Source organism: Candidatus Nitrospira bockiana (genome assembly GCF_965152565.1).
Genome location: NZ_OZ224215.1, coordinates 1,766,502 through 1,790,329 on the forward strand (window position 1 = coordinate 1,766,502; position 23,828 = coordinate 1,790,329).

The 23,828-nt window shown below is 59.2% G+C and carries 21 protein-coding genes and 1 pseudogene; 14 read left to right on the forward strand and 8 right to left on the reverse strand.

Annotated features, from left to right (window positions below; genetic code table 11):
- Positions 1-33 precede the first annotated feature (33 nt).
- Positions 34-1,866, reverse strand: a complete 1,833-nt coding sequence (locus ACWHYV_RS08755; protein WP_447980255.1) for a glycoside hydrolase family 15 protein — start codon at positions 1,864-1,866, stop codon at positions 34-36.
- 387 nt (positions 1,867-2,253) lie between these two features.
- Between ACWHYV_RS08755 and ACWHYV_RS08760 the strand changes: the two genes are divergently transcribed.
- Positions 2,254-2,769 (forward strand): transcription termination/antitermination NusG family protein, encoded by a 516-nt coding sequence (locus tag ACWHYV_RS08760; protein ID WP_447980256.1) that lies wholly within the window; start codon positions 2,254-2,256, stop codon positions 2,767-2,769.
- Positions 2,770-2,901: 132 nt separating this feature from the next.
- On the opposite strand, the gene ACWHYV_RS08765 is transcribed toward ACWHYV_RS08760, so the two are convergent.
- Positions 2,902-3,120 (reverse strand): hypothetical protein, encoded by a 219-nt coding sequence (locus ACWHYV_RS08765; RefSeq protein WP_447980257.1) that lies wholly within the window; start codon positions 3,118-3,120, stop codon positions 2,902-2,904.
- Between the two features lie 815 nt (positions 3,121-3,935).
- Between ACWHYV_RS08765 and ACWHYV_RS08770 the strand changes: the two genes are divergently transcribed.
- The 4 genes from ACWHYV_RS08770 (at position 3,936) to ACWHYV_RS08785 (ending at position 6,616) form a co-directional block, all read left to right on the forward strand.
- Positions 3,936-4,346 (forward strand): response regulator, encoded by a 411-nt coding sequence (locus ACWHYV_RS08770; RefSeq protein ID WP_447980258.1) that lies wholly within the window; start codon positions 3,936-3,938, stop codon positions 4,344-4,346.
- Positions 4,347-4,377: 31 nt separating this feature from the next.
- A complete protein-coding gene (locus tag ACWHYV_RS08775; protein ID WP_447980259.1) occupies positions 4,378-4,743 on the forward strand; it encodes a response regulator in 366 nt (121 codons plus the stop codon).
- A gap of 445 nt (positions 4,744-5,188) precedes the next feature.
- On the forward strand, positions 5,189-5,866 hold the full coding sequence (locus ACWHYV_RS08780; RefSeq protein WP_447980260.1) for a sensor histidine kinase: 678 nt from the start codon (positions 5,189-5,191) through the stop codon (positions 5,864-5,866).
- Between the two features lie 405 nt (positions 5,867-6,271).
- On the forward strand, positions 6,272-6,616 hold the full coding sequence (locus ACWHYV_RS08785) for a hypothetical protein (RefSeq protein WP_447980261.1): 345 nt from the start codon (positions 6,272-6,274) through the stop codon (positions 6,614-6,616).
- Between the two features lie 27 nt (positions 6,617-6,643).
- On the opposite strand, the pseudogene ACWHYV_RS08790 reads toward ACWHYV_RS08785, so the two are convergent.
- Positions 6,644-7,389, reverse strand: a pseudogene (locus tag ACWHYV_RS08790) (sensor histidine kinase).
- Between ACWHYV_RS08790 and ACWHYV_RS08795 the strand changes: the two are divergent.
- Both ACWHYV_RS08795 and ACWHYV_RS08800 read left to right on the forward strand, forming a co-directional pair.
- Positions 7,276-7,803 carry a hypothetical protein gene (locus tag ACWHYV_RS08795; RefSeq protein ID WP_447980766.1) on the forward strand — a complete coding sequence of 176 codons (528 nt, stop codon included), beginning with the start codon at positions 7,276-7,278 and terminating at the stop codon, positions 7,801-7,803. The pseudogene ACWHYV_RS08790 and the gene ACWHYV_RS08795 sit on opposite strands and share 114 nt — an antisense overlap.
- Positions 7,804-8,002: 199 nt before the next feature.
- On the forward strand, positions 8,003-8,674 hold the full coding sequence (locus ACWHYV_RS08800; protein ID WP_447980262.1) for a PAS domain S-box protein: 672 nt from the start codon (positions 8,003-8,005) through the stop codon (positions 8,672-8,674).
- Positions 8,675-8,835: 161 nt separating this feature from the next.
- Here ACWHYV_RS08800 and ACWHYV_RS08805 read toward each other — a convergent pair whose 3' ends face one another.
- Both ACWHYV_RS08805 and ACWHYV_RS08810 read right to left on the reverse strand, forming a co-directional pair.
- Entirely contained in the window at positions 8,836-9,129 is a 294-nt protein-coding gene (locus ACWHYV_RS08805) for a hypothetical protein (protein WP_447980263.1), read from the reverse strand.
- Positions 9,130-9,193: 64 nt separating this feature from the next.
- A complete protein-coding gene (locus tag ACWHYV_RS08810) occupies positions 9,194-9,520 on the reverse strand; it encodes a hypothetical protein (protein WP_447980264.1) in 327 nt (108 codons plus the stop codon).
- A gap of 1,285 nt (positions 9,521-10,805) precedes the next feature.
- Between ACWHYV_RS08810 and ACWHYV_RS08815 the strand changes: the two genes are divergently transcribed.
- Both ACWHYV_RS08815 and ACWHYV_RS08820 read left to right on the forward strand, forming a co-directional pair.
- The gene (locus tag ACWHYV_RS08815; RefSeq protein WP_447980265.1) at positions 10,806-11,717 is read left to right on the forward strand and encodes a hypothetical protein; all 912 of its coding nucleotides are present in this window, start codon (positions 10,806-10,808) and stop codon (positions 11,715-11,717) included.
- A 929-nt stretch (positions 11,718-12,646) separates the two neighbouring features.
- Complete coding sequence (locus ACWHYV_RS08820; RefSeq protein ID WP_447980266.1) at positions 12,647-13,429, forward strand: slipin family protein; 783 nt, start codon at positions 12,647-12,649, stop codon at positions 13,427-13,429.
- Positions 13,430-13,690: 261 nt separating this feature from the next.
- Here the strand turns inward: ACWHYV_RS08820 and ACWHYV_RS08825 are convergent, their stop codons facing one another.
- The gene (locus tag ACWHYV_RS08825) at positions 13,691-14,203 is read right to left on the reverse strand and encodes a phosphate-starvation-inducible PsiE family protein (RefSeq protein ID WP_447980267.1); all 513 of its coding nucleotides are present in this window, start codon (positions 14,201-14,203) and stop codon (positions 13,691-13,693) included.
- 187 nt (positions 14,204-14,390) lie between these two features.
- Here ACWHYV_RS08825 and ACWHYV_RS08830 point away from each other — a divergent pair, with 187 nt between their 5' ends.
- The 3 genes from ACWHYV_RS08830 (at position 14,391) to ACWHYV_RS08840 (ending at position 18,472) form a co-directional block, all read left to right on the forward strand.
- Positions 14,391-15,245: a YihY/virulence factor BrkB family protein gene (locus ACWHYV_RS08830; RefSeq protein WP_447980268.1), complete on the forward strand. Its 855-nt coding sequence runs from the start codon at positions 14,391-14,393 to the stop codon at positions 15,243-15,245.
- A 659-nt stretch (positions 15,246-15,904) separates the two neighbouring features.
- Positions 15,905-17,617, forward strand: a complete 1,713-nt coding sequence (locus ACWHYV_RS08835) for a B12-binding domain-containing radical SAM protein (protein WP_447980269.1) — start codon at positions 15,905-15,907, stop codon at positions 17,615-17,617.
- A gap of 201 nt (positions 17,618-17,818) precedes the next feature.
- The gene (locus tag ACWHYV_RS08840; protein ID WP_447980270.1) at positions 17,819-18,472 is read left to right on the forward strand and encodes a Crp/Fnr family transcriptional regulator; all 654 of its coding nucleotides are present in this window, start codon (positions 17,819-17,821) and stop codon (positions 18,470-18,472) included.
- Between the two features lie 253 nt (positions 18,473-18,725).
- On the opposite strand, the gene ACWHYV_RS08845 is transcribed toward ACWHYV_RS08840, so the two are convergent.
- Entirely contained in the window at positions 18,726-19,115 is a 390-nt protein-coding gene (locus ACWHYV_RS08845) for a hypothetical protein (RefSeq protein ID WP_447980271.1), read from the reverse strand.
- A gap of 310 nt (positions 19,116-19,425) precedes the next feature.
- On the opposite strand from ACWHYV_RS08845, the gene ACWHYV_RS08850 reads away from it, so the two are divergent.
- Positions 19,426-20,001: a DUF2141 domain-containing protein gene (locus ACWHYV_RS08850; RefSeq protein WP_447980272.1), complete on the forward strand. Its 576-nt coding sequence runs from the start codon at positions 19,426-19,428 to the stop codon at positions 19,999-20,001.
- A gap of 1,006 nt (positions 20,002-21,007) precedes the next feature.
- A complete protein-coding gene (locus tag ACWHYV_RS08855) occupies positions 21,008-21,727 on the forward strand; it encodes a response regulator (protein ID WP_447980273.1) in 720 nt (239 codons plus the stop codon).
- Positions 21,728-21,838: 111 nt separating this feature from the next.
- Here ACWHYV_RS08855 and ACWHYV_RS08860 read toward each other — a convergent pair whose 3' ends face one another.
- Positions 21,839-23,533 (reverse strand): mechanosensitive ion channel family protein, encoded by a 1,695-nt coding sequence (locus tag ACWHYV_RS08860; RefSeq protein ID WP_447980274.1) that lies wholly within the window; start codon positions 23,531-23,533, stop codon positions 21,839-21,841.
- Positions 23,534-23,828: the final 295 nt, after the last annotated feature.

Here is a 23,828-nt window from a genome sequence, read left to right on the forward strand (position 1 = left end):
TCGCGTGCCGCCATTGTGAGTTGCGGCTCGGAGCTAGCGCTCTTTCAGGGTACGATCGAGATTGAACACGGCGCTGATCAGGGCCACGTGCGTGAAGGCCTGGGGGAAGTTGCCGAGGGCTTCGCCGCTGGGTCCGATCTGTTCGGCGTACAGCCCGAGGTGGTTGGCGTACCCCAACATCCGCTCGACCAGCAGGCGTGCTTCGCGCAGGCGAGTGCGATCAAGACGGCCGGCTCGGGTCAGGGCTTCCACGAGCCAAAACGTGCACATGTTGAAAGTGCCCTCCCGTCCGTGCAAGCCGTCTTCACCCGTCTCGCTGTCGTACCGGTAGACCAGACCATCGGACACCAATCCCCCGTGCTTGGGCGACCGGCCGATGGCGTCGAGGGTGCGGAGCATCCGCGGATCGTTCGGCGCGAGGAAGAACACCAGCGGCATGATCAAGTTCGAGGCGTCCAACGATTCGCTGTCGTAGTGCTGCACGAACGCCTGTCGCTTCGCGCTCCATCCCTTCGCCATGATCTCCTCGTAGATCTGATCCCGAACGCGCAGCCAGCGAGCACGATCCGCGGGAAACGATCGTTTCTCGGCCAGCCGCACGCCACGATCGAGCGCGACCCAACACATCAGCCGGGAATAGACGAAGTGGCGGCGGCCGCCTCGTGTCTCCCAGATGCCTTCATCCGGCTGCTGCCAGTTGTCACAGAGCCAGTCGAGTCGGCGCCGGATCACCGCCCAGGCGTCGTAGCCGATCGGCGAGACGTACTTGTTGTACAGGTACAAGGAGTCGATCAGCTCACCATAGATATCCAGTTGTAATTGCCGGTATGCGCCGTTGCCGATCCGCACCGGCCTGGCTCCGCGATAGCCCTCTAGGTGATCGAGCGTCGATTCTTTCAGATCGGCCCGGCCATCGATGCCGTAGACGATCTGCAACGGCTCGCCGGCCGCGGCGTCCCGGACACGGGCCTCGAGCCACTCCATGAACTGATCCGCTTCCTCCCTGAACCCGATCCTGAGCAGCCCATAGAGCGTAAAGGATGCGTCCCGGATCCAGGTGTAGCGATAGTCCCAATTCCGGACCCCGCCCGGGCTCTCCGGTAGACTGCAGGTGGGCGCCGCGACAATGGCGCCGGTCGGCTCGAACGTCATCAGCTTCAAGCTGAGGGCGGACCGGTACACCATCTCCCGCCAGCGGCCGATGTAGGTGCAGGCGGACAGCCAGCGGTGCCAGTAGTTCACCGTGCGCTCGAAGAGCTCCTGCGCCTCGTCCCCTGAGGGGCAGCGACCGCACGTCTCACCGGATTCCAGCCGCCGCAGCACGAAGACCACGGATTGGTCTTCCTGCAGGACGAACTGCGCATGGACGCCCCGATCGTCCGCCGAGAGCGGGACGGTGCTCGCCAGTCCTAAGTTCAGCGCCGCCGAATAGAAGGCGGCTCCGTGCTCCGTGAGCACCGTACGGTGCGCGGCGCGGGCATAATCGAAGGCGGGGTGGCAGCGCATCTGGAAGGGCATTGAGCCCCGCGTCACCCTGACGCGACGCACCAGTTGATCGTGCCAAGGCGAGTGGCGCGGCAGGCCGACCGGCATGAAGTCTTCGATCTCCCCGACGCCGTCAGGGGAGAGGTAGCGGGTCACCAGCACATTGGTTTCCGGCCAGTAGAACTGCTTGGTTCTGATCCCCTCGTCCTGGGCGACGATGTCGAACCGTCCGCCCTTCGCGTCGTCGAGGATGGCGGCGAACACGCTCGGTGAGTCGAAGTGCGGAAAGCAGAACCAGTCGATCGATCCATTGATGCCCACGAGCGCCGCCGTGCGCATGTTCCCGATGATCCCGTAGTTCTCAATGGGCTGGTAGGCCATCTCGCGTCGTCTCCCGACGAACACCCTTCATCACGGTCCGTCGCCTGCCGTGTATCGGATTGTAAGCTCATTTTCAATGGGATGCTGAACTGAGTGGCATTCATTCGGCATTCAAAGGGGCCGGGAGGGACCTGCACAGGCATGCCAGACTTCAAGGCACCCTTGAGCCACTCTTGAGGGTGGATGGGACCGGAGGATCAAAAAGGCGACGAAAGACGCGGGTGCTTACAGGCGACTCGCGTACCCGGGCGTAGAGGAATACCCGAAAGCAGAAGGAGACGTGACGAGGAGCAAGGATCGACGGTCGGGACCACTGGCCTGCCCGACAGCAGTCTCCTTCTGGAAGGTGTACAAGCGGGCTGTGACGGTTCCTGAAAAGGCAGTACGATGGACCCCGACGAGCGCAAGGGTGCGTGGTGTGCCATCCCGACCACATCGCGATGTGAAAAACTGGCTGGGACGATCCTCACCAGTATCGGCGTCACCTACCTGCTGCCGTTGGGCAAGCGGGTGAGCCGCTGGAAGGATCGCGACAAACTGATCCAATGGCCGCTCTTTCCGGGCTATTGCTTCCTGCAACGCGAGCAGATGGAGCAGATCCGAACGTTGCCGAATCCGGATCTCATGGAGATCCTCATCTTCGCCGATGCGGCTCTCAAGGTACTCGACCAAGAAGAGGGGGCATTGTTAGAGCGTATCTCGCTCGCGCCGGATTACTGCACCCCGCACTGTTATAGCGAGGAGGGGACGCCGGTCGAAGTGGTCTCCGGACATTTTGCCGGGACGCGCGGACTGCTCATCGATCCCCAAAACTCGCTCCTCGTCCTTTCACTTCCGAGTATTCGGAGGAGCGTACTGCTCCGTGTTCGGGACGAGCTGCGGGAAAGACCGATCACCCGTTAAGCCAGCCAACCATTGGACAGAGCCGCTTCAGCTCTCGCCTGTTTGATTCCGTCACCTTCCCCGTCTTCCTCGAGAGCTGCCACGGTTGAATTGTTCTGCCATGCAGCACGTGGATCCTCGTTGCGGCACGGCTCAATCTCGTCTCATGGTCCTTCGCCTGTTTGGCGCTTCGGCCGCCTGCCACAGGCGATCTTGCTCATACGTCTTTCGGGTCAGGACCGCCACCATCACCGACCACATCACGACAATCGCCAGCGTTCGATTGCTAAAGGCCATCTGGGCGCACTCCGCGACGGGGGCGACGTAATACGCCCCGACGGTAAGGGCGGTCGCAGCGATCGCGGTGACCAAGGGTGACCACAGGTCGTGAGGTGGTGACCATACAGAGAGCCATGACACCGGGATCAGGTAAAGGATCGGGGTGCTCCGGCCGAGTGGTGTGACGGCATCTACAGCCGCAACGACCAAGCAGCCCACGAGGCCGAGAAGACCACGGGTCAATCCACACATCTGGGACGTCTCGTTGGTTCTTCTTGCGATTGTTCAAAATGCATAAGCATGCGGTGATCATATCGGCTGGCTTCCAGTGGATCAATTCGCTGTTCGACGTAACAGCACCTTCTACATGGCTGCATGCCTCCCTTGTTGAATCTGCCAACGGTGTTGGTAGGTGGCCTTAGGCCGCTAGGCCCGGGCTTCATTCAAACTGTCACTTGACTTAGTGTGAAGAACTTAGTAGCTTCGCCCTGTGACGCCTGCGCAGTTCAGACAGCGGCTGCATCAGTTATCGCTGACTTACGAAGGCTTTGCCCGTCTCATTGATGTCAGCCTGAGCACCGTGGCTCGGTGGGCGAGTGGGCAGTCGCGAATTCCCGGCGCTGTGGAGCTGTTGCTCAATTTCATGACCAAGGAAGAGACGTCTTCAGCTCAACGGCGGCCATCCAAACGCCGAACGAAGGTCCCCCGGAAACCCCGTTAACTGGTGCGGTCGTCAGTCCTTCCTCAGGGCTCCTACTAAGGCCAAATAACATGGCTTCCTCACTTGTGCTTCTGATTGCAAAATGCTATGTCACGATGGAGTCAGTCACAGAGTGGCACGGCCGTGAGCCGACCCCCCGGGGGTGAAACAAGCCCCGACGGCTCTCGGTGCTCTGGCTGCCGTTCGTATGATCAAAATCCTTCTTGCCGTTCGGCATCCGGAGCTCCGCTTGGCGCTGCGAGAATTTCTCGCAGAAGCCCCTGACCTCCATTGCATCACCGTCGCCTCCTCCCAGCACCTACGCCTCCTCCTGGATACAGCGAAATGGGAGGTCCTCGTCCTTGATCTGCAAGATCCCGACCTCACGAAACTGCAGACGGTCAAGGCGCTGCACAACCGCTATCCCGATCTGCCCATCCCGGTCTTGTCACTTCAAGCGGCCGATCTTCCCCTCGTTTGGATCGAAGCCGGAGCGAGAGGATACGTGTCGAAAGGGTCACTGTACGGGCAACTGCACGCCGCTATCCATACGCTCTCGCGAGGTCGCTACTATTTCAGCGGGATCGGGGAATTCGAGGGGACCTGTGCCGCCACATAGCGGTCAAAGGGAAGAGGCCCGTGCGTCGAGGGTGCTCATCATCGATGATGATTCTGCCTTGCTGGTTGCTCTTCCCCAGCTCTTGATGAACCATCTGCCGGACGTGATCGTCGACACCTGCGAGAGCCCTTCAGGAGTCCTTGAACGCTTACGACAACACGACTATCACTTGGTACTGTGTGATATCGCAATGCCCGGGGTCGATGGCTTTGCGGTACTCGATCGCATCAGAGGATCTTCACCCGACGTCCCCGTTCTGCTGCTCACGGGGCATGTGGATGATAGTTTGGAGGACAGGGCTCGGGTTCATGGCGCGAGCGGCTTGCTTCGCAAGCCCATGGACCGGGTTGTGCTCTTAGATGCGATCGCCGGCTTGCTTTCAAAGAAGGTCAGGTAAACGGGGCCCTTTTCTATCGAGAGCGCCAGCCGTCTTCCTGTCGCGGACGTCTACGCGCCATCGGTTACCTCGAGACGTTGGCCATCCCTTCAACATCACTCCTGGAACCCCTGCTTCTGCGCTCTCTAGCCACCCAGTATCAGACGTTGAAAAGGCGATTTCTGCAAGAAGAACTATCCACCCGTTGAAGCCACGCGCTGCATCACGGCCCTTCAAGCGGAAAGAAGAAGAAAGCGTCTCGTAAGGCCCGGCAAACGGCGGCTTCAGGCATACGTTCGGATCTCTGACCTACGTAAGCCTTCCAACGACAGCAAAGAAGGCCTTTACCTGGTTGCGAGCCTCGTTTAGTGGCATTAGGATACCTTACGGACCAAATGTGAGGCAGAGGCCGGTGATTGTTTCCGAAGAACCCCATGGATCCTGAGCCGTGCACGAGGCTGATCCCATGGATCGACCAAGTAGAAGCAGGGATGAAATTCGATGGGAAGAACGACGACGGATTGGTCGTGAGCTCCACGACGGCGTGGCTCAAGTTATTGCCCTTGCTAAGCTTCAAATTCTGCGCATACGGCAGGTCCATAACAAACCCGATCCAACGTCTCACGGGTGGATAGATGAGAAGTTGTCCTCTCTGGTCTTCGAATTGGAAACAGCACTGGGAGCGCTTCAGCGGATGATTCTTGATCTCGAGATGCCCGGGCAGGTGGATGTACCTCTCAGCGAGGTCTTAGAAGCGGAAAGCGAGCGGTTCCGGAAACTAACCGGCCTTGAGGTCGAGATGCACGTTCAATCGGTTCGGCTGAACGAGGCACACACGGAGAGCGTTCTCCGCATCTGGCGTGAAGCCTTCTGTAACGTCGCGCGTCACGCCCAGGCGACGAAGGTGCGCGCCAGCTTGGCGGAGAGCGAGGGAGGGGTCACGTTGACAATTTGGGACAACGGAATCGGTATTGACCCCGGTCGCATCACTGCGGCGGACTCCATTGGCATCAGAAGCATGCGAGAGCAAGCCCATGCATTGGGTGGCACGCTAGAGATCAGGGGGAGTCCGAGCGAATGCACGACAGTCACCGTCTCATTTCCCCTTGGCCCGCCTGCGCAAAGTACAGTCGACCCTGCCTGATCGTTTCGATCGCCGTGAGCAGTTCTTCATGCAGCCGCGCTTTTGAAATCCCTCTTCTTGCTCCAGCCCGAGCCCAGGTCTTTGAGCTCGTATCCATAGCGAGGGACACCACAAGGATCGGGACATCTTGAAATGCACGGTGAATTCGTTCCAGTGTCTCGATACGGACACGCCGGCATGGGATGCCGGATTCTTCCAAGTACTCGTGCAGCGCGGCTCCTAATGTTGGATGCTGAACGCAAGAAGAAGTGTGTGCACGGGTCGTCAGAGTGTGGAGACAGTTGGCTGTCGTTGCGATTAGGATATTCATGAAGTGTTGGTAAGGCTACACTGATGATCGGCGAAGTATTTTCAGCCCTCGCTCTCGTCGTACAGCCGGACCGGCTCTTGAGGAAAATCCGCTGGATGAGAAGGGCGATTCTTCCGTGTCTGCTCCTGATCTTTCTCGTGGACCTCGCGACTCCTCTTGGGGTTGTGGTCCCAATGGGGTACGTCATCCCCGTCTTCATTGCCGGATTAGTACTCCGGCTAGAATGGTCCGCCGGTCTTGCGGCTCTTGCCACGGTCCTGACCGTTGCCGGGTATCTCTATTCGGCGCCCGGTCCGGAGCCTACTTTTGCCGGGACGAATCGGACCATTGCGTGCCTTCTCATTTGGTTGGCGCTACTCCTCGCATGGGTGTTTGCCTATCTGCGGGATGAAATCCTTCGATTCGAAGGGAAGCAGAAGGGCCAAGGACCTGAGGAGTGACGTTCGGGTTGCTTCAGAGCCGCGGCGTCACGCCTGCTTCGAGCCTGCAATCGGTCCAGGAAGAGCGAGATAGAAGCGGCTGCCTTGACCGGCTCTGCTCTCCACCCAGATCCGTCCGTGATGAAGCTCCACGATCGTTTTGGCGATGGCTAGGCCCAAGCCGGTACCTGGTCTATCCGCCGGTGCTTTCAACCCACGATAGAAGCGCTCAAAAATCCGCGGCTGTTCCTCATCGGGAATGCCCGGTCCGTATCGCTCACGCAAATGACGACACCGTCAGGTCGTGTCTCGCCTACGATCGAGATTTCCCCTCGTTCAGGAGTGAACTTGATGGCGTTGTGAATCAGATTGGTCAGGACTTGGTGCAACTTATCCTTATCGCCCGGTACCGATCCCCTCAGCGCCGTGGTGTTGACCCGAAATGAAATGGCCTTTTCGAAGGCGAGTGGTTTCAGATCCGCGGAGTGCTGGACGTCGTCGTCGAGGAGAACACGGTCCACGAGAGGTTCCCGAGCACTGCGGGCAAGCGGCCAAAACACTACACCCGGTCCACGACGTCTCCGACAGACCATGCGAACGGGTTGTCCTATGGTTACCCCCGTGTCCGAGAGGAAGCCGCTCCTACTTCTGAACACGCGCCGCTTCTTAAGGAGGCTGTCATGTTGAAACCACGTCATTTCCCCACGCTCTCTGTCGTCCTGCTCAGCACTGTGCTCGTCGTGCCGGTGACGGTCTGGGCCGGAGGCGAGAAGGAAGGTCAGGCACCGGGCCATCGTCAGGTATCCGGCCAGGTCATCAGCGAACGCTCGGGGCTTCTGATGGTCAAAACGCCGGATGGAAGCACGTTTACGCTGAACCCAAACGCCGCGAAGCGGCATGGGCATGAGGTTCCAAAGGTAGGCGACGAGCTCGTGCTCCTCGTGGACGAGAACAACACGGTGATCGAGGCTCATCCGAAGGGCGAGGGAAGTGCGCACCAGTTCGTGACCGGTAAATTGATGTATGTCGGCAAGACGAAAAAGGAAATCAGGCTTGCCACACCTGAAGGCGAGAAGGTGTTTCCAATTGAGCGATTGGAAATCAAGACCGGGGGCATCGAAGAAGGGGCGATAGTGACCGCGGAGGTGAACGAGGCCGGGACCATCATCGATCTCCACCGAGCCGGCTCTTCCAGCGATCGCCCGTAGAGATGGAGTTGGGTGACGGCCTTCCCTGAGAGAGGTGAGACGTCGTTGAAGAGTCCTCGGGTGATTCTCGTGCCGCCGTTGGGGCGACCCGGATGTCCTGTTCCTGTCGCTGACGGAGATTGCATAGTTGATTTACGTGACCGTCACGGCTAGGATGATCCCGCCTGGACTACCGGAGCGAATATCCGTAGGCCCTTCCATGCTCCACCTGAACGAGATTCTCATCGGATCCGATCCTTCCTCGACTCGCCACATCGTGGATCTTCTCCCCATTGCCGTCTATGTCTGCGAGGCACCATCCGGCGTCATCAAGTTTTACAATCGCCGGGCCGTCGAGCTGTGGGGACGGGAGCCTCGATGCAACGACACCGATGACCGTTTCTGCGGCGCCTTCCGGTTGTTCTCTCCCGATATGACGCCGCTGCCCCATGATCGGACGCCGATGGCGAAAGCTCTCGCAGAAGGGCAAACCGTTTACGGTGATGAGGTCGTCATCGAGCGTCCTGATGGGTCTTTGATCACCGTCCAGGTGAACATCGGGCCAATCCGAAACGAACATGGCGACATCATTGGAGCCGTGAACATTTTTCAGGACATCACGGTTCGGAAACGAGCGGAAGAGGCCCTCCGCGCCAGCGAAGAGCGGTATCGTTCGTTGGCGCACGAACGCGAGCAACTGGTGCGGGACCTTCGATTCCAGCAACGCCAGCTCGAACGGGCTCAACGCGTCCACGAGCTCGAGGAATTCGAGCGAGCCGTTGTAGGCCGCGAGTTGAGGATGATCCAGCTCGAAAAGGAAATTGCGGAGCTTCGAGCCAAGTGTCGGTGTGGCGTTACGACCCCCTCAGGCGGACAGGCCAATCCCTCCTGATTGGAGATGCTTCTCGTCCCCGCCTTCGTCGGGATCTTCTCAAGGGCAGCCGCACACGTAATCTTAGTTTTCCTCGCCTGGCGGACAGATCGTTGGGTGAACGACCTGTCCGCGAATGCCGACTCCAATTAGGGGGGCGCCCTGTTGCCGGCGGTGCGCCGTCAGTGATGCGGCAGGCCTTGGATCGACTTCCGTGCCTCTTCGTCCCGCTCGCAGCCTTGTTGAGCGATCAGTTGCAGTCCGGCGCTGGCATCCTTGGGAATCCTGCCAAGACAGGCCACCAATGTGTCCTCAGCTGCGCCAGAGGCCATGATATGAAGGCGCTCCACTGAAGCAAGACCGCTCGTGCCTGCCGAAGATTGATCCGCTGCCTGGGTTGGCCCCCCCGACAGGTACGCGATCACCGTCAACGATCCGACCATGACGATATGCCGAACAAATCGGTTGACTTCCATAATTCTCCTCTCTCGTTAAGCGGTCGCACTGTCCCGTGGTTCAGCCTGTCGTATGTGAAGGATGCTACTTGGGCATCCGTGTTGCTTCGGTTACGGGCGGCTCAATTTTGATGTCCGGTCCCTGGACGGTCGGTAGCCGTCCCGCTCCCTGGGACTTGAGCACTCTGTCATTGTTCTCCTCCCGTAGGCTTTGCATACTGTGAGAATCTTCCGCGATGGCTGCTTTTGCGAGTGATTGCTCCGCGGTGAAGTTGCGCTGGCCGGTATCATTCGCAAAGTCTCCTTGAGACGGGTAGCCAGGATGCTTGGGCAGCATGGCCGGGTTTGCAATGGCGAGCGTGGGAACCGCTAGGGAGAGAAACACGAGGGCTACAAGGGTGTGTGGTTTCATGGCGCCTACTCCTTAATCTACCGGAACGGTGAAATGTGGTGAGAGAAGCCGGCGTTGGAGCAGCGGGGACTGAGAAATCGATCGCCCTAGGAAATAGAAGGCGGAAGGCGCGAGGGACAGGACAGCCAGCGTAGCTCAGAACGTCGGATGCATCGTACGCCTCACTTGGAGCCTGGTCAAGACGAGGTTGAGAAAAGGACTGGATGGCATGAGGACTCGGAACTCACCACGCCGTTCCCAGGTGGCGGGATGAGCGATTTCGGGTGGTTCGGAGATGGCGAGACGGCCACAACGGCTCTGGTCTCTGGACGAACATCGAGACCGATGGCTACACCCCGAAAATCAAGGATCGCGGTACGCTGCGATACTCCTTGACCCTGTGTTCTAGAGGGCGTAGAGTGCGGTCATGACGCGCTAAGCCCCGCTGACTGTCCTATCCCTCACGCCCGTTGACTCCTTCAGGGCGGGATCGATTCCTCAGTCTCCGCAGCTTCTCCGCCATTATCTACATCATCTACCCCGATCGTCGGGCACATCGACCGCCGTCTCTTGCCCCGGTCAACCGCTGCTCTGCCGGAACGACTTCTCGGTGACGTCTCGGCATCGGCTCTGACCGGGAAAGTAGTGGTCCGTTCTCAACGAAGGGCGTCTACGGCGCTATGAAAGCCTACACAACCGTGACGATCGGGCTCGCGTTCGTCGCCCTCACGCGTCACGTCCGCGAGGAGGAGAGAAGACCATGGGACAAACCGGCGCTATGACACGCGAAGAGCAAATCACGAAGATGACGAACGCGATCAATCATGCCATCAAGATCATGGGAGATCGGTTCGGATCGACGGAAGAGGCCGTCGCGAGGGCTATTCAGCAACTGAAGGAGTCGATGCAGACCGCATCGCCACCGGCCTCTCCCGTGGAGGCATCGGAAACATCGTCAGGCCAGGGCGGTCACTCAGCCAAGATGAACGAGGCTGCGACCGCCGGCCCGGAGGTATGCCACTGACGCTGTCTTTCGAGCAGCTTGACCGGGACCAAGGGGATGCCACACCCGCGGCCCGTCCAAGCCTCGGTTCACTGCGCTCGCAGAAAGGAGGGACATCATGAAGCACACACCACGGACCTATGTGCTGACGCTCAATTCACCATCCCGAAAGGCTCTTCGGTTGTGGACGGGGAAGAGCATCCATACCCTGCGCCACTGCTCGGTCACACAGATCGACCATGCGCTCAGACAGATGCAGCAGCACGTGGATGATCTACAAGCATCCTTGATAAGGAGACCATCATGATGAACAGACTCAGAAACACAATGATCCTTGTGTGGGCCTTGGCGTGTCTCATGCCGGTCATGGCGACCCAAGTAGGAGCCGACGATCGGGACATGACCACAAAAGTGAGCGGGACCATCTCCAAAATTGATTCCGGGCGCATCTCGGTCGCCACAGCATGGGGCCACATGAGCATTCAGTCGGATGCACTGGCCGATGCGAAGGTCGGCGACGAGATCACCGTGTGGGTCAATGAAAACAATGTCGTCATTGACGCCTATCCCAAGGGAGCGGCAAGGCCGGAGCACCGTTGGATTCGCGGCAACTTGGCCTATACGTCCTCGGATCAGGACGCGATCAAGCTCTGGACGCCCGAAGGCACAAAAGACTTCACCGTGAAACGAAATCGATCGAAGTTCAGCAGTCTTGCGGAAGGCGCCCCGATCACCGTGCAGTTGAACGACAAGGGTGAGGTCATCGATGTGCACCGCCAGTTGGACCTGGTGCTCGCCTTGACCGCCGTCCCTCATACGAAGCCCGGTTTCCGCATCACGCTGCAGGGAGTGGTGGCGGAGATCAAGTCGGGGCAGGTCTTCGTCAAGACGCCCGGGGCACGATATAGCCTGAATGCCAAGACCGCGCCGCCGGACATCAAGGTTGGCGACGAATTGACACTGTGGGTGAGCGACAACAATGTTGCAATCGATCACCATGTCAAAGGGGAGGAGGGCATTCATCGGCTCATCACGGGCAAGCTGACCTATGCTTCGGGGGATATGAAAGAGATCAAGCTCATGCTGCCGGAAGGGGAACGGACATTTGCCGTTCAACACGGGGAAAGCAAGCTCTCCGGGATGAAAGAGGGGACGGCGATTACCGTGGAACTGAATGAAGCCGGCCATGTGATCGAAATTCGCAAGGCCGGATAAGCGATTACCTGTAATGAGCCTCGACGCGGCATGGTCTGACGACCATGCCGCCGGGGCCTCCATGGACTCCGCGTGCCAAGCTGCCGTCCTGCTCGACACGATGACACGATTTCCGATCTCAGCTGGCACTTACCAGCCCATGTCAAAGGCGAGTATCCTTTGGCTCGAATTATCAAGATGAAGACCAAGCCGAAGAGGGGCTCAGTACGACGACTAGCTCCCCCTATTGGCGCAGCGAGTCGGCGAGCCTCTCTGCACGCGAGCGCACCAGAGTTCAGGCGACGAGACGACTTCAATGGTGAACCCGTCCTGTCGCCCCTTGGTCAATGATCGATCCAGAAGGTGGGCAAGAGCATGGCCACATCATCTTGGCGTACGAAAGCTACGCAGAAGTGGGGGGAACATGCTCGATGGCTCAGCGGTGAGGGGCCATTTGCCGTGATCGCCCCCTGTCGGGAGTTTTCCTTCTCTCTCTGGGCTACGAAAGAGGCAGCGGACAAAGCGAAGGCCCATCTCGATCGGATGGGATGTGGGGGAGGCTGTAATCCGCTGCTTCATAAAATCGTTGATCTGGGTGAATGACTTCACCTTGCTCTCGAACAATGGGTCACCAATGAACTGGCCTTGTTGGCCGACCATTCGGCGTGAAATCGGAGTCGAGCTTACAGTGATGCTGATCCTGCTCATCATGGTAGGTACTATCCTGTTGACATTCTTCCTTTCAAAATAAGCGGAACGGTAAAGTGGCTCGCTCCTCCATGCTTGGTTGGTCCTAGCCCTGGATAGACGCCGAAGGATTCTGAGCGGCCTTTCGTTCCTCTGAACTGATCGAAGGTCACCCAATCGTCATCAATTGTTGCTCAGCAGGGAGGAAGATCCGAGAATGCCTTTTTCGTCCAGTCTCTCACCTGACCAGGAGAAGCCCCGGCATGGAGTTGATCGTTAGTCCCATCATTCTGCTGGTCTTGCTGGCTGTTCTTGTGGCGATAGGCTTCAAGGTGCTGCGCGAATATGAGCGTGCCGTGATTTTTCGGTTTGGAAGAGTGGCGCGCGGCCTTGTCGGCGGGACGGGTCCTGGTATCGTGGTGATCATTCCACTTGTCGACAAGCTGGTGCGTGTGAGCCTCCGGACCGTCGCCTTGGACGTCCCGCCCCAAGACGTCATTACGAGGGATAACGTGTCCGTGAAGGTCAACGCGGTCATTTATTTCCGTGTGGTCGATCCGCAGCGAGCGATTGTCCAGATTGAGGACTACCTGTATGCCACCTCGATGATGGCTCAGACCACGCTCCGCAGCGTCCTCGGCCAGAGTCAGCTCGATGATCTCCTGGCCAAGCGGGAAGAGATCAACAGCCAGCTCCAGCTCATCCTTGACCAGCAGTCAGAGCCCTGGGGTGTGAAAGTCTCGGCGGTCGAGGTGAAAAATGTGGACCTCCCCCAGGAAATGCAACGCGTGATCGCTAAACAGGCCGAAGCGGAACGTGGGCGGCGATCCAAGATCATTCACGCCGAAGGTGAATTCCAGGCCGCAGAACGTCTGGCGGACGCCGCCATCGTCATGAGCCGGCAGCCGATGGCCCTCCAACTGCGGTATCTCCAGACCTTGGTGGAGATCGCCGCTGAAAAGAACTCGACCACGAGTTTCCCCATCCCGATCGACATGCTCACCCCCTTCATTCAAAGCCTAGAAAAGTGCGAAGCAGGAGAGTAACCATCGAGGACCTCCAGGCTGATCTCGAGACGTGGCTCCACGAGTACAACGAGAGAAGCCGGCAGGCCATCCTTTCCCACGTGGTTGGGAAAGCAGTCGTCGTGCCGCCCGGAAACGTGCTCACTACTGGGGGCCGCCCCGCCGATTCGCGTTGATTGGGACGGGGCTGCGGCACACTGTGTTTGCCCGATGGAGCGGTGTCTTCCTTAGTTCTCGATGAGAGAGAACGTACAGGCATCTGACGCGGAACCACAGCGAGCATCAGACCCCGGCCGGCTGCACGGTCTTGCGTGCAAGATAGACCGCGACGACGAGTGCGACAATGACCAACACATTGGCACCCAGGTCCAGAAGGTACCGATAGAACACCTGATCGGTCAGATCCTCCATATAGGCAATCTGCGCTCCGGTGGTGAGGATGCGCCGGGTCGATGCGATAATGCAAATGTAGAGGAACGGCTCCAGCGTAATGACTTTGGTCTTCAAAAAATTAATGATCGTGCGAAAGAGCTCCAACAGAATGATGACCAACAACAAATCATGAACGAGAGCCAGGACCGCAGGGAGCACCATCGTGCCGACCGTCGTCGCGAAGAGATACCAGGCATGGACGAAGACGACCATCCCCAGTGCCAGAAAGCTGACTCCAGCGGTGATGTAGCCCCAACCGTCGAGTGTTTCCATGAGCCCGATCGTGGTCCCGCTCACGGGGCGATCGAAGAGCGATCGGTGGGTCAGGGGGTCTCGTTCCGATGGTTCGCGTGTTCTGTCCATGTGGGTCACGACCTGCGCATAGGCTCGTAGAGATTCTATGCCCATGGATGTGTCAAGGGTGTGCATAATTGCTCAGCTTTGAAGCGTGTTGTTGGCCGCGCATCCGTATCAATCAGTTCCCATGCACCACTTGAAATAAACCAGGGCCGGCCGACTAGAAGAACACGGAATTCAATTGGAACGAAGCATGGCGATCGAGAGAGTCATGAAGTTGCTCTCGGCGACGGCCACGAAGTGGTGGCTCGATAATCCGTGGCGGTTGAGCGCCGCCTTGTCCTACTACACGCTCTTCTCCCTCGCCCCCCTGTTGACGATTGCCGTCGCCGTTGCGGCTGTGGTCGTGGATGCGGAAACCGTGCAAGTGGAGCTGCTTCGTCAGTTCGAAGGCCTGATCGGGAAACCCGGGTCCGAAGCCATGGCCAACATGCTGCACAGTGCCGGTCACCCGGTGCACGGGACGGTCGCGACGCTCGTCAGCCTCGTGACTCTCATCGTCGTCTCGATGGGCATGTTTAGTGAACTTCAGGATGCGTTGAACGTGATTTGGAGGATCCCTGGGAAGGGACGTTCCGTGCTCTGGGGAGTGGTCAGGAGACGATTGTTGTCCTTCATTCTCGTGATCGGCACGGGGTTTCTTCTCGTAATGTCCCTCATCATGAACGCCGTTCTGGCGGCGGTTGGGAAATTCGTCCACCGGGAAATGCCATGGCCTCAGTTCATCATGACCATCGTAGACGCGACGGGGTCGCCGATCGTGATCACCGTGCTCTTCGCACTCATGTTCAAGTCACTTCCAGAGGGGTCTATCGCATGGGGCGACGTGTGGTGGGGGGCAGCGGTCACGGCTGCGCTCTTCACCTTCGGCACATGGGCGATCGGGGTCTATCTTGGCGGCCCTGCGATGACCTCCATGTACGGCGCCGCCTCTTCACTGATGGCCATCTTGATATGGGTCTACTACTCGGCCTTGATTTTCTTTTTAGGCGCGGAGTTCACCTATGTCTATGCCCATGAATACGGCTCGCGCCGGCCTCACCCGTGAGGCTGCACATTCTCCGCTGCGCTCGAGCAGGGCAACGCCGAATTGAGCACTTTTGACCAGCGCCGTCCCCTGCCCGGCAGGCACAATAAACTTGATCATCTTGCGCATCGTCCTAGATGCCGCCGCTTTCCGCACCTGAGGAGGCGACCATGACCTGTCGAGTCGCCTGGTCGTCACAGAGCCATCCCCGCATGGACCGGTCTCGTGCTGCCAATGCGGCTCCGTGGATTCGGACGCGTGCTTCACCACGCTAGGGCCGCATCTCTGCCCGCGCTGCGCACAGTCCAAAACTGAGGGCGGAACGACACCGGACTGTCTGCCGCCGTCGGTGCGTCAGGAGACGCTGGCAGTCTTGCTCATGGCTGCGAGACCGCCAACGGACTCTCGAGACCCCGTGCCAATCGAGCATGAATCCATTCGGGGTCGATAGGCGGTCGGACTATTTTCAAGACCTCGGCGAGGAGGACAGACCCGTGCAGCTCACTCAAGGGAGGCGGCCATCTCGGGGCGCCGGACGTTCGCAGTCACGACGGCTCCTATTGGTGGATCCCTATCCCAGACACAATCCTTATCATCTGACCGCATCCGAACGGCGCGCGGTCTGGTTCCCGAAACTCAGTTTGCCGGTGATCGCAGCCTACACCCCTGAACGGTGGCACGTGGATCTCGTAGATGAGGCGGTGGACGATATCGACTTCGACCATCCCTGCGATCTCGTCGGGCTGTCGATCATGACCTGCTATGCCCCCCGCGCCTATGAGATTGCGGCGGAATTCAGGAAGCGGGGCAAGGCGGTCGTGTTGGGCGGCGTCCATCCGACCTATTGCCCGGAAGAGGCGCTGCAGCATGGCGATGCGATCGTCTGCGGCGAGGCGGAGGATCTCTGGCCCGAGCTCATCGCCGATTTCGAAGCGGGCGCGATGAAGCGCCTGTACAAGATGGAATCGTTTCCGTCCTTGGAACACTATAAGAGTCCGCGAGTGGACCTGCTCAGCCCTGATGCCTATATGACCAGACAGTGCAGTTTCACCACGCGCGGGTGCCATTTTGATTGCGAGTTCTGCAGTGTCTCCCCCTTTAACGGCAAGACGACCAGGCGCCGGCCGGTTCAAGAAGTGATCAAGGAACTGACCCAGATCAAACAGTGGATTCGCGGCGAATTGGTCGAGCGCATGGCCAACGATTCCCTGTGGCGAGCGTTGGTGACCGGGCTTCGCATCCGTCTTGGGGTCGAAGACGGCACCATCTTCGCGTTTGTCGACGACCTGCACAACAGCAACCGGGCCTACTGCAAGGAACTGTGGACCGCCCTGAAGCCCCTGAACATCAAGTGGGGGTGCCAGTCCACGATGTTCCTGGGTGATGACCCCGACATGGTCAAGCTGGCGGCGGAGAGCGGGTGCGTCTCCGTCTTCGTCGGGATGGAGTCGCTCGATGAAGACTGCCTGGAAGAAACCAACAAACCCTTCAATCGGGTCCAGAAGTTTTCGGACGAGATCAAGATGTTTCACGATCATGGGATCATGGTCAACCCGGGCATTGTCTTTGGCTTCGATCACGACGATGAATCGGTGTTCGAGCGGGCGGTGGAATTCCTGGTGACGAATCAGGTGGAGCTCGCGTATTTCAATGTGCTTACCCCGCTCCCCGGCACCGCCTTGTATGAGCGCTACAAGCGCACAGATCGCATTTTCGACCGGGATTGGGCGCACTATGACGGAAAACACGTCGTCTTCTATCCAAGCCGGATGACACCGGAGCAACTCCAAGACGGCTTTTTCTGGGCCAACCATCAGTTCTATTCGCTGCCGTCGATCTGGCGGCGGCTGACCGCCACGAAACAACGATTGATCCCCCGGCTGGAAATGAATCGGGAATTTCGCAAGCTGCTGAAGCGAGCGTGCCCGACCGCCACCCTCTCCCCGGTGGCCCAGGTCCTGAAGGGGTTGCACGCCAAGCTGCTGACCAGCGAGCGGGAGCACCTGATCCCCAATGCGTTGCACGGGGTCAACCAGGAGCTCGATTCCACGACCATTCCTGTGAAGGAGCTGTCGCTGAACATCAAAGCCAAGCGGCATGATCGGTATGCGGCTTTGTTTGTCGATCTGGAAGGCACGTTGGATCGGCTGAGCACGCAAGAGCTGCTGAAACGAATCGGCGAGGCGGCCGAGAAAACTCGGCTCGACATCATCGTGAATTTCGAACACCTGAAGCACGCGACGCCCGGGGCGCTCACCGCCTTATTGGACGGCGAGACGTTGAAGGCCATCCTGCCTCATGCGAGGGTCCGGTACCGCAAGCTCAAGGCGGCGTTTGACCAGGCGCTCGATACGCTGACCGCCGGCGAGCTGGAGTTGCTGAGCGAGGATTAAAGCCCACATCGTAAGGCGCAGGCGCCCGCGGCATCACGCTGCCAACCAAGGGAACACGCCGCCGACAGCTCGATTGCTTTAAGTTGACGGAGAAAGCAGTGCTTGAACATAATAACCCCGTTCAGGTTATCAGCCTCTTTCTAGAGCGTGTCGGCTCGCCTTCCCGACACATGACGAGAGTACTGACCGACAGAGGAGTGTATGCCCCGCAAATCTCCCGCACCGTTCAATCCTAAGACCTTTCTGGCAAAAGTCGGCAGCGGCAAAACGATTCTGAAGGCCAGAAAGAACCAGGTGCTCTTTTCGCAAGGGGATGCGGCTGATGCCATCTTCTACATCCAAGAAGGAAAGGTGAAGCTCACTGTCGTGTCCCAACAAGGCAAAGAAGCGGTCATTGCGATCTTGGAGCGAGCGAGCTTCTTTGGGGAGGCCTGCCTGGCCGGGCAGCTTTTGCGAGTGGCGACAGCGACTGCACTGGAAGAGTCTACGCTCGTTCGCATTGAAAAGACGGCCATGATCGCGGTGCTCCACCAAGAACCCAGCTTCGCCGAGCTGTTCCTGGCGTATCTGCTGTCGCGCAACATTCGCATCGAAGAGGACTTGGTGGATCAACTCTTCAATTCGAGCGAGAAGCGACTGGCGCGGGTGCTGTTGTTGCTGGCGCACTTCGGGAAAGAAGGCAAGCCGGAATCGGTCATTCCGAAGATCAGCCAGGAAACGCTGGCCGAAATGGTCGGCACCACCCGGTCACGCGTCAGTTTCTTTCTGAATAAGTTTCGCAAACTGGGCTTCATTGACTACAACGGCGAATTGCGCGTGCACACCTCCCTCCTCAGTGTTATCCTTCACGACTGACTGCCCCTTCGAGGAGCGCTCGCTCTCGGCAGCCCCTCGCAGCAGTTCTTGAACTTGGGCGATTCGAACAGACCGGGATCGGTCGCACGTGGTCTCCATGTCAGCTCGAAATCAGGGATCGAGTGTCTAGACGTCAAAAAGGCGGCCCCAGATAGGCTGCCGCGGGCGACAGAGCAAAGGGCGCTCACCGCAGGACGTCGAGAGTGTCCTTACGCGGTGCCTGGGACGGGGCTCAGGTACACTGCTTCCCCAGCTACTTGAACGGCTCCTTCACCACAACCTTGACGCCACTGGTGGTCCCGGTCACTACGTCTCGGACCTGGTTCATTGCCGTCGTGCTGATCTCCCCGGCGCCCTTGAGCGCCCCGGCCGTTGCCGCCTCTTCGGCGCTGAGGCCCATCCCCTCGGCGCCTGCAATCGCGCCCTCCACGGCGTTCCGCGCAGCCGTTGCAAGGTCGCCTCCTACCTCCGCCGTCGCTTTGACGACCGCGCTCGCGCTGAGCGCTTCGCTGGTTCCGACGCCGACCTCCTTCGTGCCGCGCAGGATCCCCTGAATGGCCGCCTTGGTCGCGGCTCCCATGTCGCCACCGACCTCGGCCGTCCCCTTGATGGCGCCCCTTTGAAATGGCCATGCCGCCGCCATCTGTCAGACTCCCCCCTTCGAGTGTGGTTGCCATAGTCCCTATCGACGATGGCATATCTGCCCTGTAGCTACAGCGATACCGTTTGTCGTAGAACGGGTCCGGCAGGATGCCGTTGCCTCAACAAGGGAACTGCTCCAAAATGGGAAAAGCGGGGGAATAATCTCAACCCACCTTGGAACTCACGGAATATCTGACTGACGAGGAGGCCCAATCTCCTGCCCTTCTCGATAGGTGAAGGCTTTGTGTTTGGAGGGCCAATTGGAATACATCCTGAGGAGTGGATGGATCATTGGCTAGATGGAGTGACGCATGAAAGGTCCAAGAATTCTTGATACTCTCGAAGATGACAAGTGCCATCGAGCTGCAAGGACCCCGGCGAGCGTCAGGAGCATTGAACAGGGGACAACCATAGACGACCGTTCTGGTTGGAACCCCATGGGAGTTCGGTGCATCGCATTGTTTGCGGTGCTGGTATTTGCAGATCTTCCCGCCGTCGCCTTTGTCCAATCCCCATGCCCCGGCATTCACGTGCAGATTCTGAACATTAGAAACAGCACTGGAACCGTAGCGTGCGCGCTCTTCGAATCGTCAGTTGGTTTTCCTGTTGAATTTCTGAGCTCGGCAACGAATGTGATGGTGATAAAAATTCGGAAGACGCAAGCACGTTGCGACTTCGAAGACATTCCGCCGGGAACGTATGCGATGGCCGTCATTCATGATGAGAATATGAACGGCAAGCTCGAGACCAACTGGATGGGCATCCCCACGGAAGGCTACGGTTTTTCGAACGACGCAAAAGGCATGGTCGGTGCGCCTTCCTTTTCTGCTGCCAGCTTCCTGTACGACGGGCGGAACCTAGATTTGACCATGACCTTGCATTACTAGATGAGCAGCGCCCCGCCGGGTGTATGCGTCCCTACGTCTTATCAGCCGGTGAGTTTGCCGTTCTGGAACACGCAAGAGACATCGTGGAGTTTGGCGTCCGATTCGAGCGGGATAGCCGGGGGGCTCGGTGCTCACCTTCGGCGAAGGCTCTCACAACTATGATCATCGGGACCCGAGCGACTACCGAAATGGACCCCGCAGGGTACCACTTCGATTCTGCGTGGCTGATCGATAGGCTGTCTGTCATCGGTCTCACGATCTCCTTACGCACCGCATTGCAACGCCTGTTGCAACGCCTGGGACACTGAGTCACCCACAGAACCCCAAGGGTGACGAAGGTGATGGCCGGACTTCGCGGCTCCTTATTTCGCCGACGGCGTACTCACCTGGCTAATGTTGACGATTCTCACGGCTTTTCCACATAATGTCTGCATCCCTCCATCCCGTTGCCGCTTGTGAAGGCCACACGGAAGCGTTTCTCCGCACTCACGGCTCCGACCGGCGAATTGCGCGTGCACACCTCCCTCCTCAGTGTTGTCCTTCACGACTGACTGCCCAGGCAAGCAAGTGGCGCCCGGCTGCTGACCCTCTCAATTCTTCAAACCGAGCGATTGGAACCAGGCCGGGATCTCCCTTAGGAGGCCACATGCTGACCACTCGCCCTCGCCCAGCCATATTCAAGATGACCGGGTGCAACTCGTGGACCGACCACTGAGTGCTCGGACCGGCCTAGAGAGTCGAGAGAGGGCGGAGAACCAGTTGGATGCTTGGCTGTCTGGATTACGAACAGTTACGGTGAGCAATTGTGGACAGAGTGGAAGGTCGTCGTAGGCGTAAGCTGCACGCAGCATTGCGAAAGAAGAATACGCACACGCAACGTGCGAAGTGATGACAGGATTGCACATCGCCGCCGTTACTCTTTCTTCGAAGGCACGAGGACGCGGCGGTGCCTACAGACGGGCTTCGATGCCTGCCCCCACCTGTGTCACGCAAAGGAGTAGCCCTCATGAGACCCCCCCGTGTCCTGCTGGTCGATGACGACCCCGGCCTCTTACAGGCCCTTCCCGAGACGCTCTCGCTCCGAATCCCGAATATCGTGGTCGAACCTGTCCTTTCTGCGCAGACCGCCCTGGAGCGCCTATACGCTCGAGCCTACGATACGCTCGTGACCGATCTCCGGATGCCGGACATGGATGGCTTCACGCTGCTGCAGGCAGCCAGACTTGCGCAACCCCATTTGCCGGTTGTGATGATGACGGGAGAGGCGAATCCGGCCGTTGTGACGCAAGCCTTCCAGGCGGGAGCCCATGATGTTCTTGGGAAGCCGTTCGATCGTCACGAGTTTGCCAAAGTAGTGAGGCTGGCGCTCCAGACGCGGCGGCTGAGACGGGATGTGAAGGCGCAGCGGTTCGTCCTCGCTCGGTTTACCGCGCGGCTGCGGGAGCTTGACCGGGTCCCTTCGGGCTCCACGCCCGCCGGGGCGGGAGGGGCCACGCTGCGGATCTCCGATCCCACGACTCCGGACGCCTGGGCGCGCGCCCACAAACTCAACCAGCAGGCCATTCTGTCCTCACGAACCTCGCCTGAGATTCTGAAACAACGCGCTCGGCTCATCGAAGCCATCCTCGCACAGACGGATGCCCGCCTCGCCGCCGCGCAAGAGGAGGCTCGCCGCCACGCGCTGCTCAGATTGTACGACAGCGGAGAATGGAGCACGTTCACGTGACGGTGGTCCCTTCCGCCTGATCGATGGCGCGTGGGATCACAAGTCGGCTGTGGGCAGAATGGGAACCATTCGGGACCCCGATGCCTCAGCGATCCGCCGTTCTTCACCTCGCTAGGACGGCCGTAACCTGTCCTTCGACAGCTCTCCGTTGGGTCTCGAGCTCATGGGCTCTACCGAGGTGATCCGGAAGGCCGGCGCCGTATAGGTCTGGGGCAGGTAGGCGTCCGGGATGGTGGTCTTGTTGCCGTCCCGGATTTGCGTGTAATGCGGCGACATGATCTCGACGCCGGCTTCATTGAATGTGTCCTGGATGTGCTGGTGGAGCAGGGAATAGGTCTCCGCCATCTGGTTGGGCTCTGCGGTGTAGGCGTTCAGCTCATAGGTCACGTAAAAATCGTTCAAGCTCGTCTGCAGGACATAGGGTTGGGGCGTCTCGAGGATGCGCGGCGTCGCTTTCGCCGCCGCGATCAATAGGTCATGCACTGTTTTCCAGGGGGCATCGTAGCCGATGGTCACGGCCGTGTGCAAAATCAGCCCGCGTTCATTCGCGGACGAGCTGTAGTTGATGATATGGCTGCCCAGCACCATCGCGTTCGGAATGGTGATGTCCACGTTCTTGATGGTCCGAATTCGGGTCACGAGCAGCTCCCGTTCGGTCACATCCCCGATCGTTTCGGCGATCTTGACGCGATCGCCGATCTGGAACGGCCGCATATAGGTCAAGACAATGCCAGACACGACGTTGCTCACGGCGCCCGTCGAGCCCAGAGAAAAGAGGACACCAAGGAAGACGGAGATACCTTGAAATGCCGGCGAGTGCGAACCTGGTACATAGGGAAAAATTGCGATGGCGGCGAGGGCAAAGATCAGAAAGCGAACGATCTTGTAGGTGGGTTGGGCCCAATCCCGATGAAATCCGGGAAACGTGACGGCGCCCCGTTCGATGCCCGAAAACAGAACGTGAACCAGCTTGGTGATGTACCGGGTCACGAAGACGATCACGACAATGGCGATGAGGTCCGGGATATGGGTGGTGAACGCCTGGACGATCGCCGCAACCGGCGAAAGCAGGTAGCCCAAGAGCTGCTCCGAGAGCTTCCGCGTCCAGGGGAAAAACCCAAGTACGGAGGTCAGGTATGAGTAAAGGAGAAAGGCCATGGCGGTGATTCGAAGGGCCTTGATGAGCCATAGCGCCGCCGCCAGGATCTGGTCGGCCGAGAGCAGCTCGACCCGTTGGATCTTGATCGAGTGGATGTACGTCCCTTTCCACCCCTCGAGCTTGAGCAACGCCTTCCGAAAGAGAACCTTGAGGAGCCAGAGGGCCAAAAGCAGGACCACGGTGGCGAGAACGGCCCACAGCGCATCGACCGCGAGCGCGCGCAGCGACAGCTCTCCGTGCACCCGCTCGAGCGCGCGCTTGATCGTCCGCGCATAGTCCCGTGCGACTTCCTGCGGGGCCTTGCCCAAGGCCGCTGCATCGCGATCGGTGACGGCCAGGATGACCGTCTCACCGCACACGATCTCGACCGCCCGCTCTCCTTCCACCACGGTAATGTCGTCGATCTTCGCCGAAGGATCTTTCGCGAGCCGTGCGAGCCGTCCTTCGGCCGCTCGTGCCCGGTCTTCGGGAGAAAACGGCCCGAGCTTCGAATAGACGAAGAAGAGCGGCTCGTTGTTGAAGACGACCGCCGCAGGCGCGGGCTCAGCGACATCCGTGCTCTTGGGCTCTGCAAAGGCCGTGGATTGCCAGACGAGTAGGAGCGCCATCAGGATCAGATGACCGGCGAACGTGATGGATGCGCGCATCGGTAGTCCTCCATACGGGTGGGATCGACGCAGCGGGCAAGAGGTACCATACTGGTGAAGCCGCGGCAAGGAAGGAGGGCGAGGCTGACGCGCCCGGCGTCAAGGTGCGGACGGGGAAAAGGCCTCTCGCACGAGCAAGGATGGGAGAGGCAATCGTCGGCAGGCGGCCATGACATCACAAGATGGTCGTGATTGCCGGACGCTCTCGCCCCGAGAGGAATGCGGCCGGCACCCGCCATTCTTGACGCACCGCGCCGCGGCGATACACTTTACCAGACGGACCGATCATGACCGG

Bases quoted from the DNA above. Each gene is read 5' to 3' on its own strand.
- ACWHYV_RS08780 (WP_447980260.1), top strand. From the start codon at position 5,189: ATGGATCGACCAAGTAGAAGCAGGGATGAAATTCGATGGGAAGAACGA.
- ACWHYV_RS08800 (WP_447980262.1), top strand. From the start codon at position 8,003: ATGCTCCACCTGAACGAGATTCTCATCGGATCCGATCCTTCCTCGACT.
- ACWHYV_RS08845 (WP_447980271.1), bottom strand. From the start codon at position 19,115: ATGGCGGCGGCATGGCCATTTCAAAGGGGCGCCATCAAGGGGACGGCC.
- ACWHYV_RS08810 (WP_447980264.1), bottom strand. From the start codon at position 9,520: ATGAAACCACACACCCTTGTAGCCCTCGTGTTTCTCTCCCTAGCGGTT.
- ACWHYV_RS08860 (WP_447980274.1), bottom strand. From the start codon at position 23,533: ATGCGCGCATCCATCACGTTCGCCGGTCATCTGATCCTGATGGCGCTC.
- ACWHYV_RS08755 (WP_447980255.1), bottom strand. From the start codon at position 1,866: ATGGCCTACCAGCCCATTGAGAACTACGGGATCATCGGGAACATGCGC.
- ACWHYV_RS08805 (WP_447980263.1), bottom strand. From the start codon at position 9,129: ATGGAAGTCAACCGATTTGTTCGGCATATCGTCATGGTCGGATCGTTG.
- ACWHYV_RS08785 (WP_447980261.1), top strand. From the start codon at position 6,272: ATGAGAAGGGCGATTCTTCCGTGTCTGCTCCTGATCTTTCTCGTGGAC.
- ACWHYV_RS08825 (WP_447980267.1), bottom strand. From the start codon at position 14,203: ATGGACAGAACACGCGAACCATCGGAACGAGACCCCCTGACCCACCGA.
- ACWHYV_RS08815 (WP_447980265.1), top strand. From the start codon at position 10,806: ATGATGAACAGACTCAGAAACACAATGATCCTTGTGTGGGCCTTGGCG.
- ACWHYV_RS08795 (WP_447980766.1), top strand. From the start codon at position 7,276: ATGTTGAAACCACGTCATTTCCCCACGCTCTCTGTCGTCCTGCTCAGC.
- ACWHYV_RS08840 (WP_447980270.1), top strand. From the start codon at position 17,819: ATGCCCCGCAAATCTCCCGCACCGTTCAATCCTAAGACCTTTCTGGCA.
- ACWHYV_RS08855 (WP_447980273.1), top strand. From the start codon at position 21,008: ATGAGACCCCCCCGTGTCCTGCTGGTCGATGACGACCCCGGCCTCTTA.
- ACWHYV_RS08820 (WP_447980266.1), top strand. From the start codon at position 12,647: ATGGAGTTGATCGTTAGTCCCATCATTCTGCTGGTCTTGCTGGCTGTT.
- ACWHYV_RS08760 (WP_447980256.1), top strand. From the start codon at position 2,254: ATGGACCCCGACGAGCGCAAGGGTGCGTGGTGTGCCATCCCGACCACA.
- ACWHYV_RS08850 (WP_447980272.1), top strand. From the start codon at position 19,426: ATGAAAGGTCCAAGAATTCTTGATACTCTCGAAGATGACAAGTGCCAT.
- ACWHYV_RS08770 (WP_447980258.1), top strand. From the start codon at position 3,936: ATGATCAAAATCCTTCTTGCCGTTCGGCATCCGGAGCTCCGCTTGGCG.
- ACWHYV_RS08830 (WP_447980268.1), top strand. From the start codon at position 14,391: ATGGCGATCGAGAGAGTCATGAAGTTGCTCTCGGCGACGGCCACGAAG.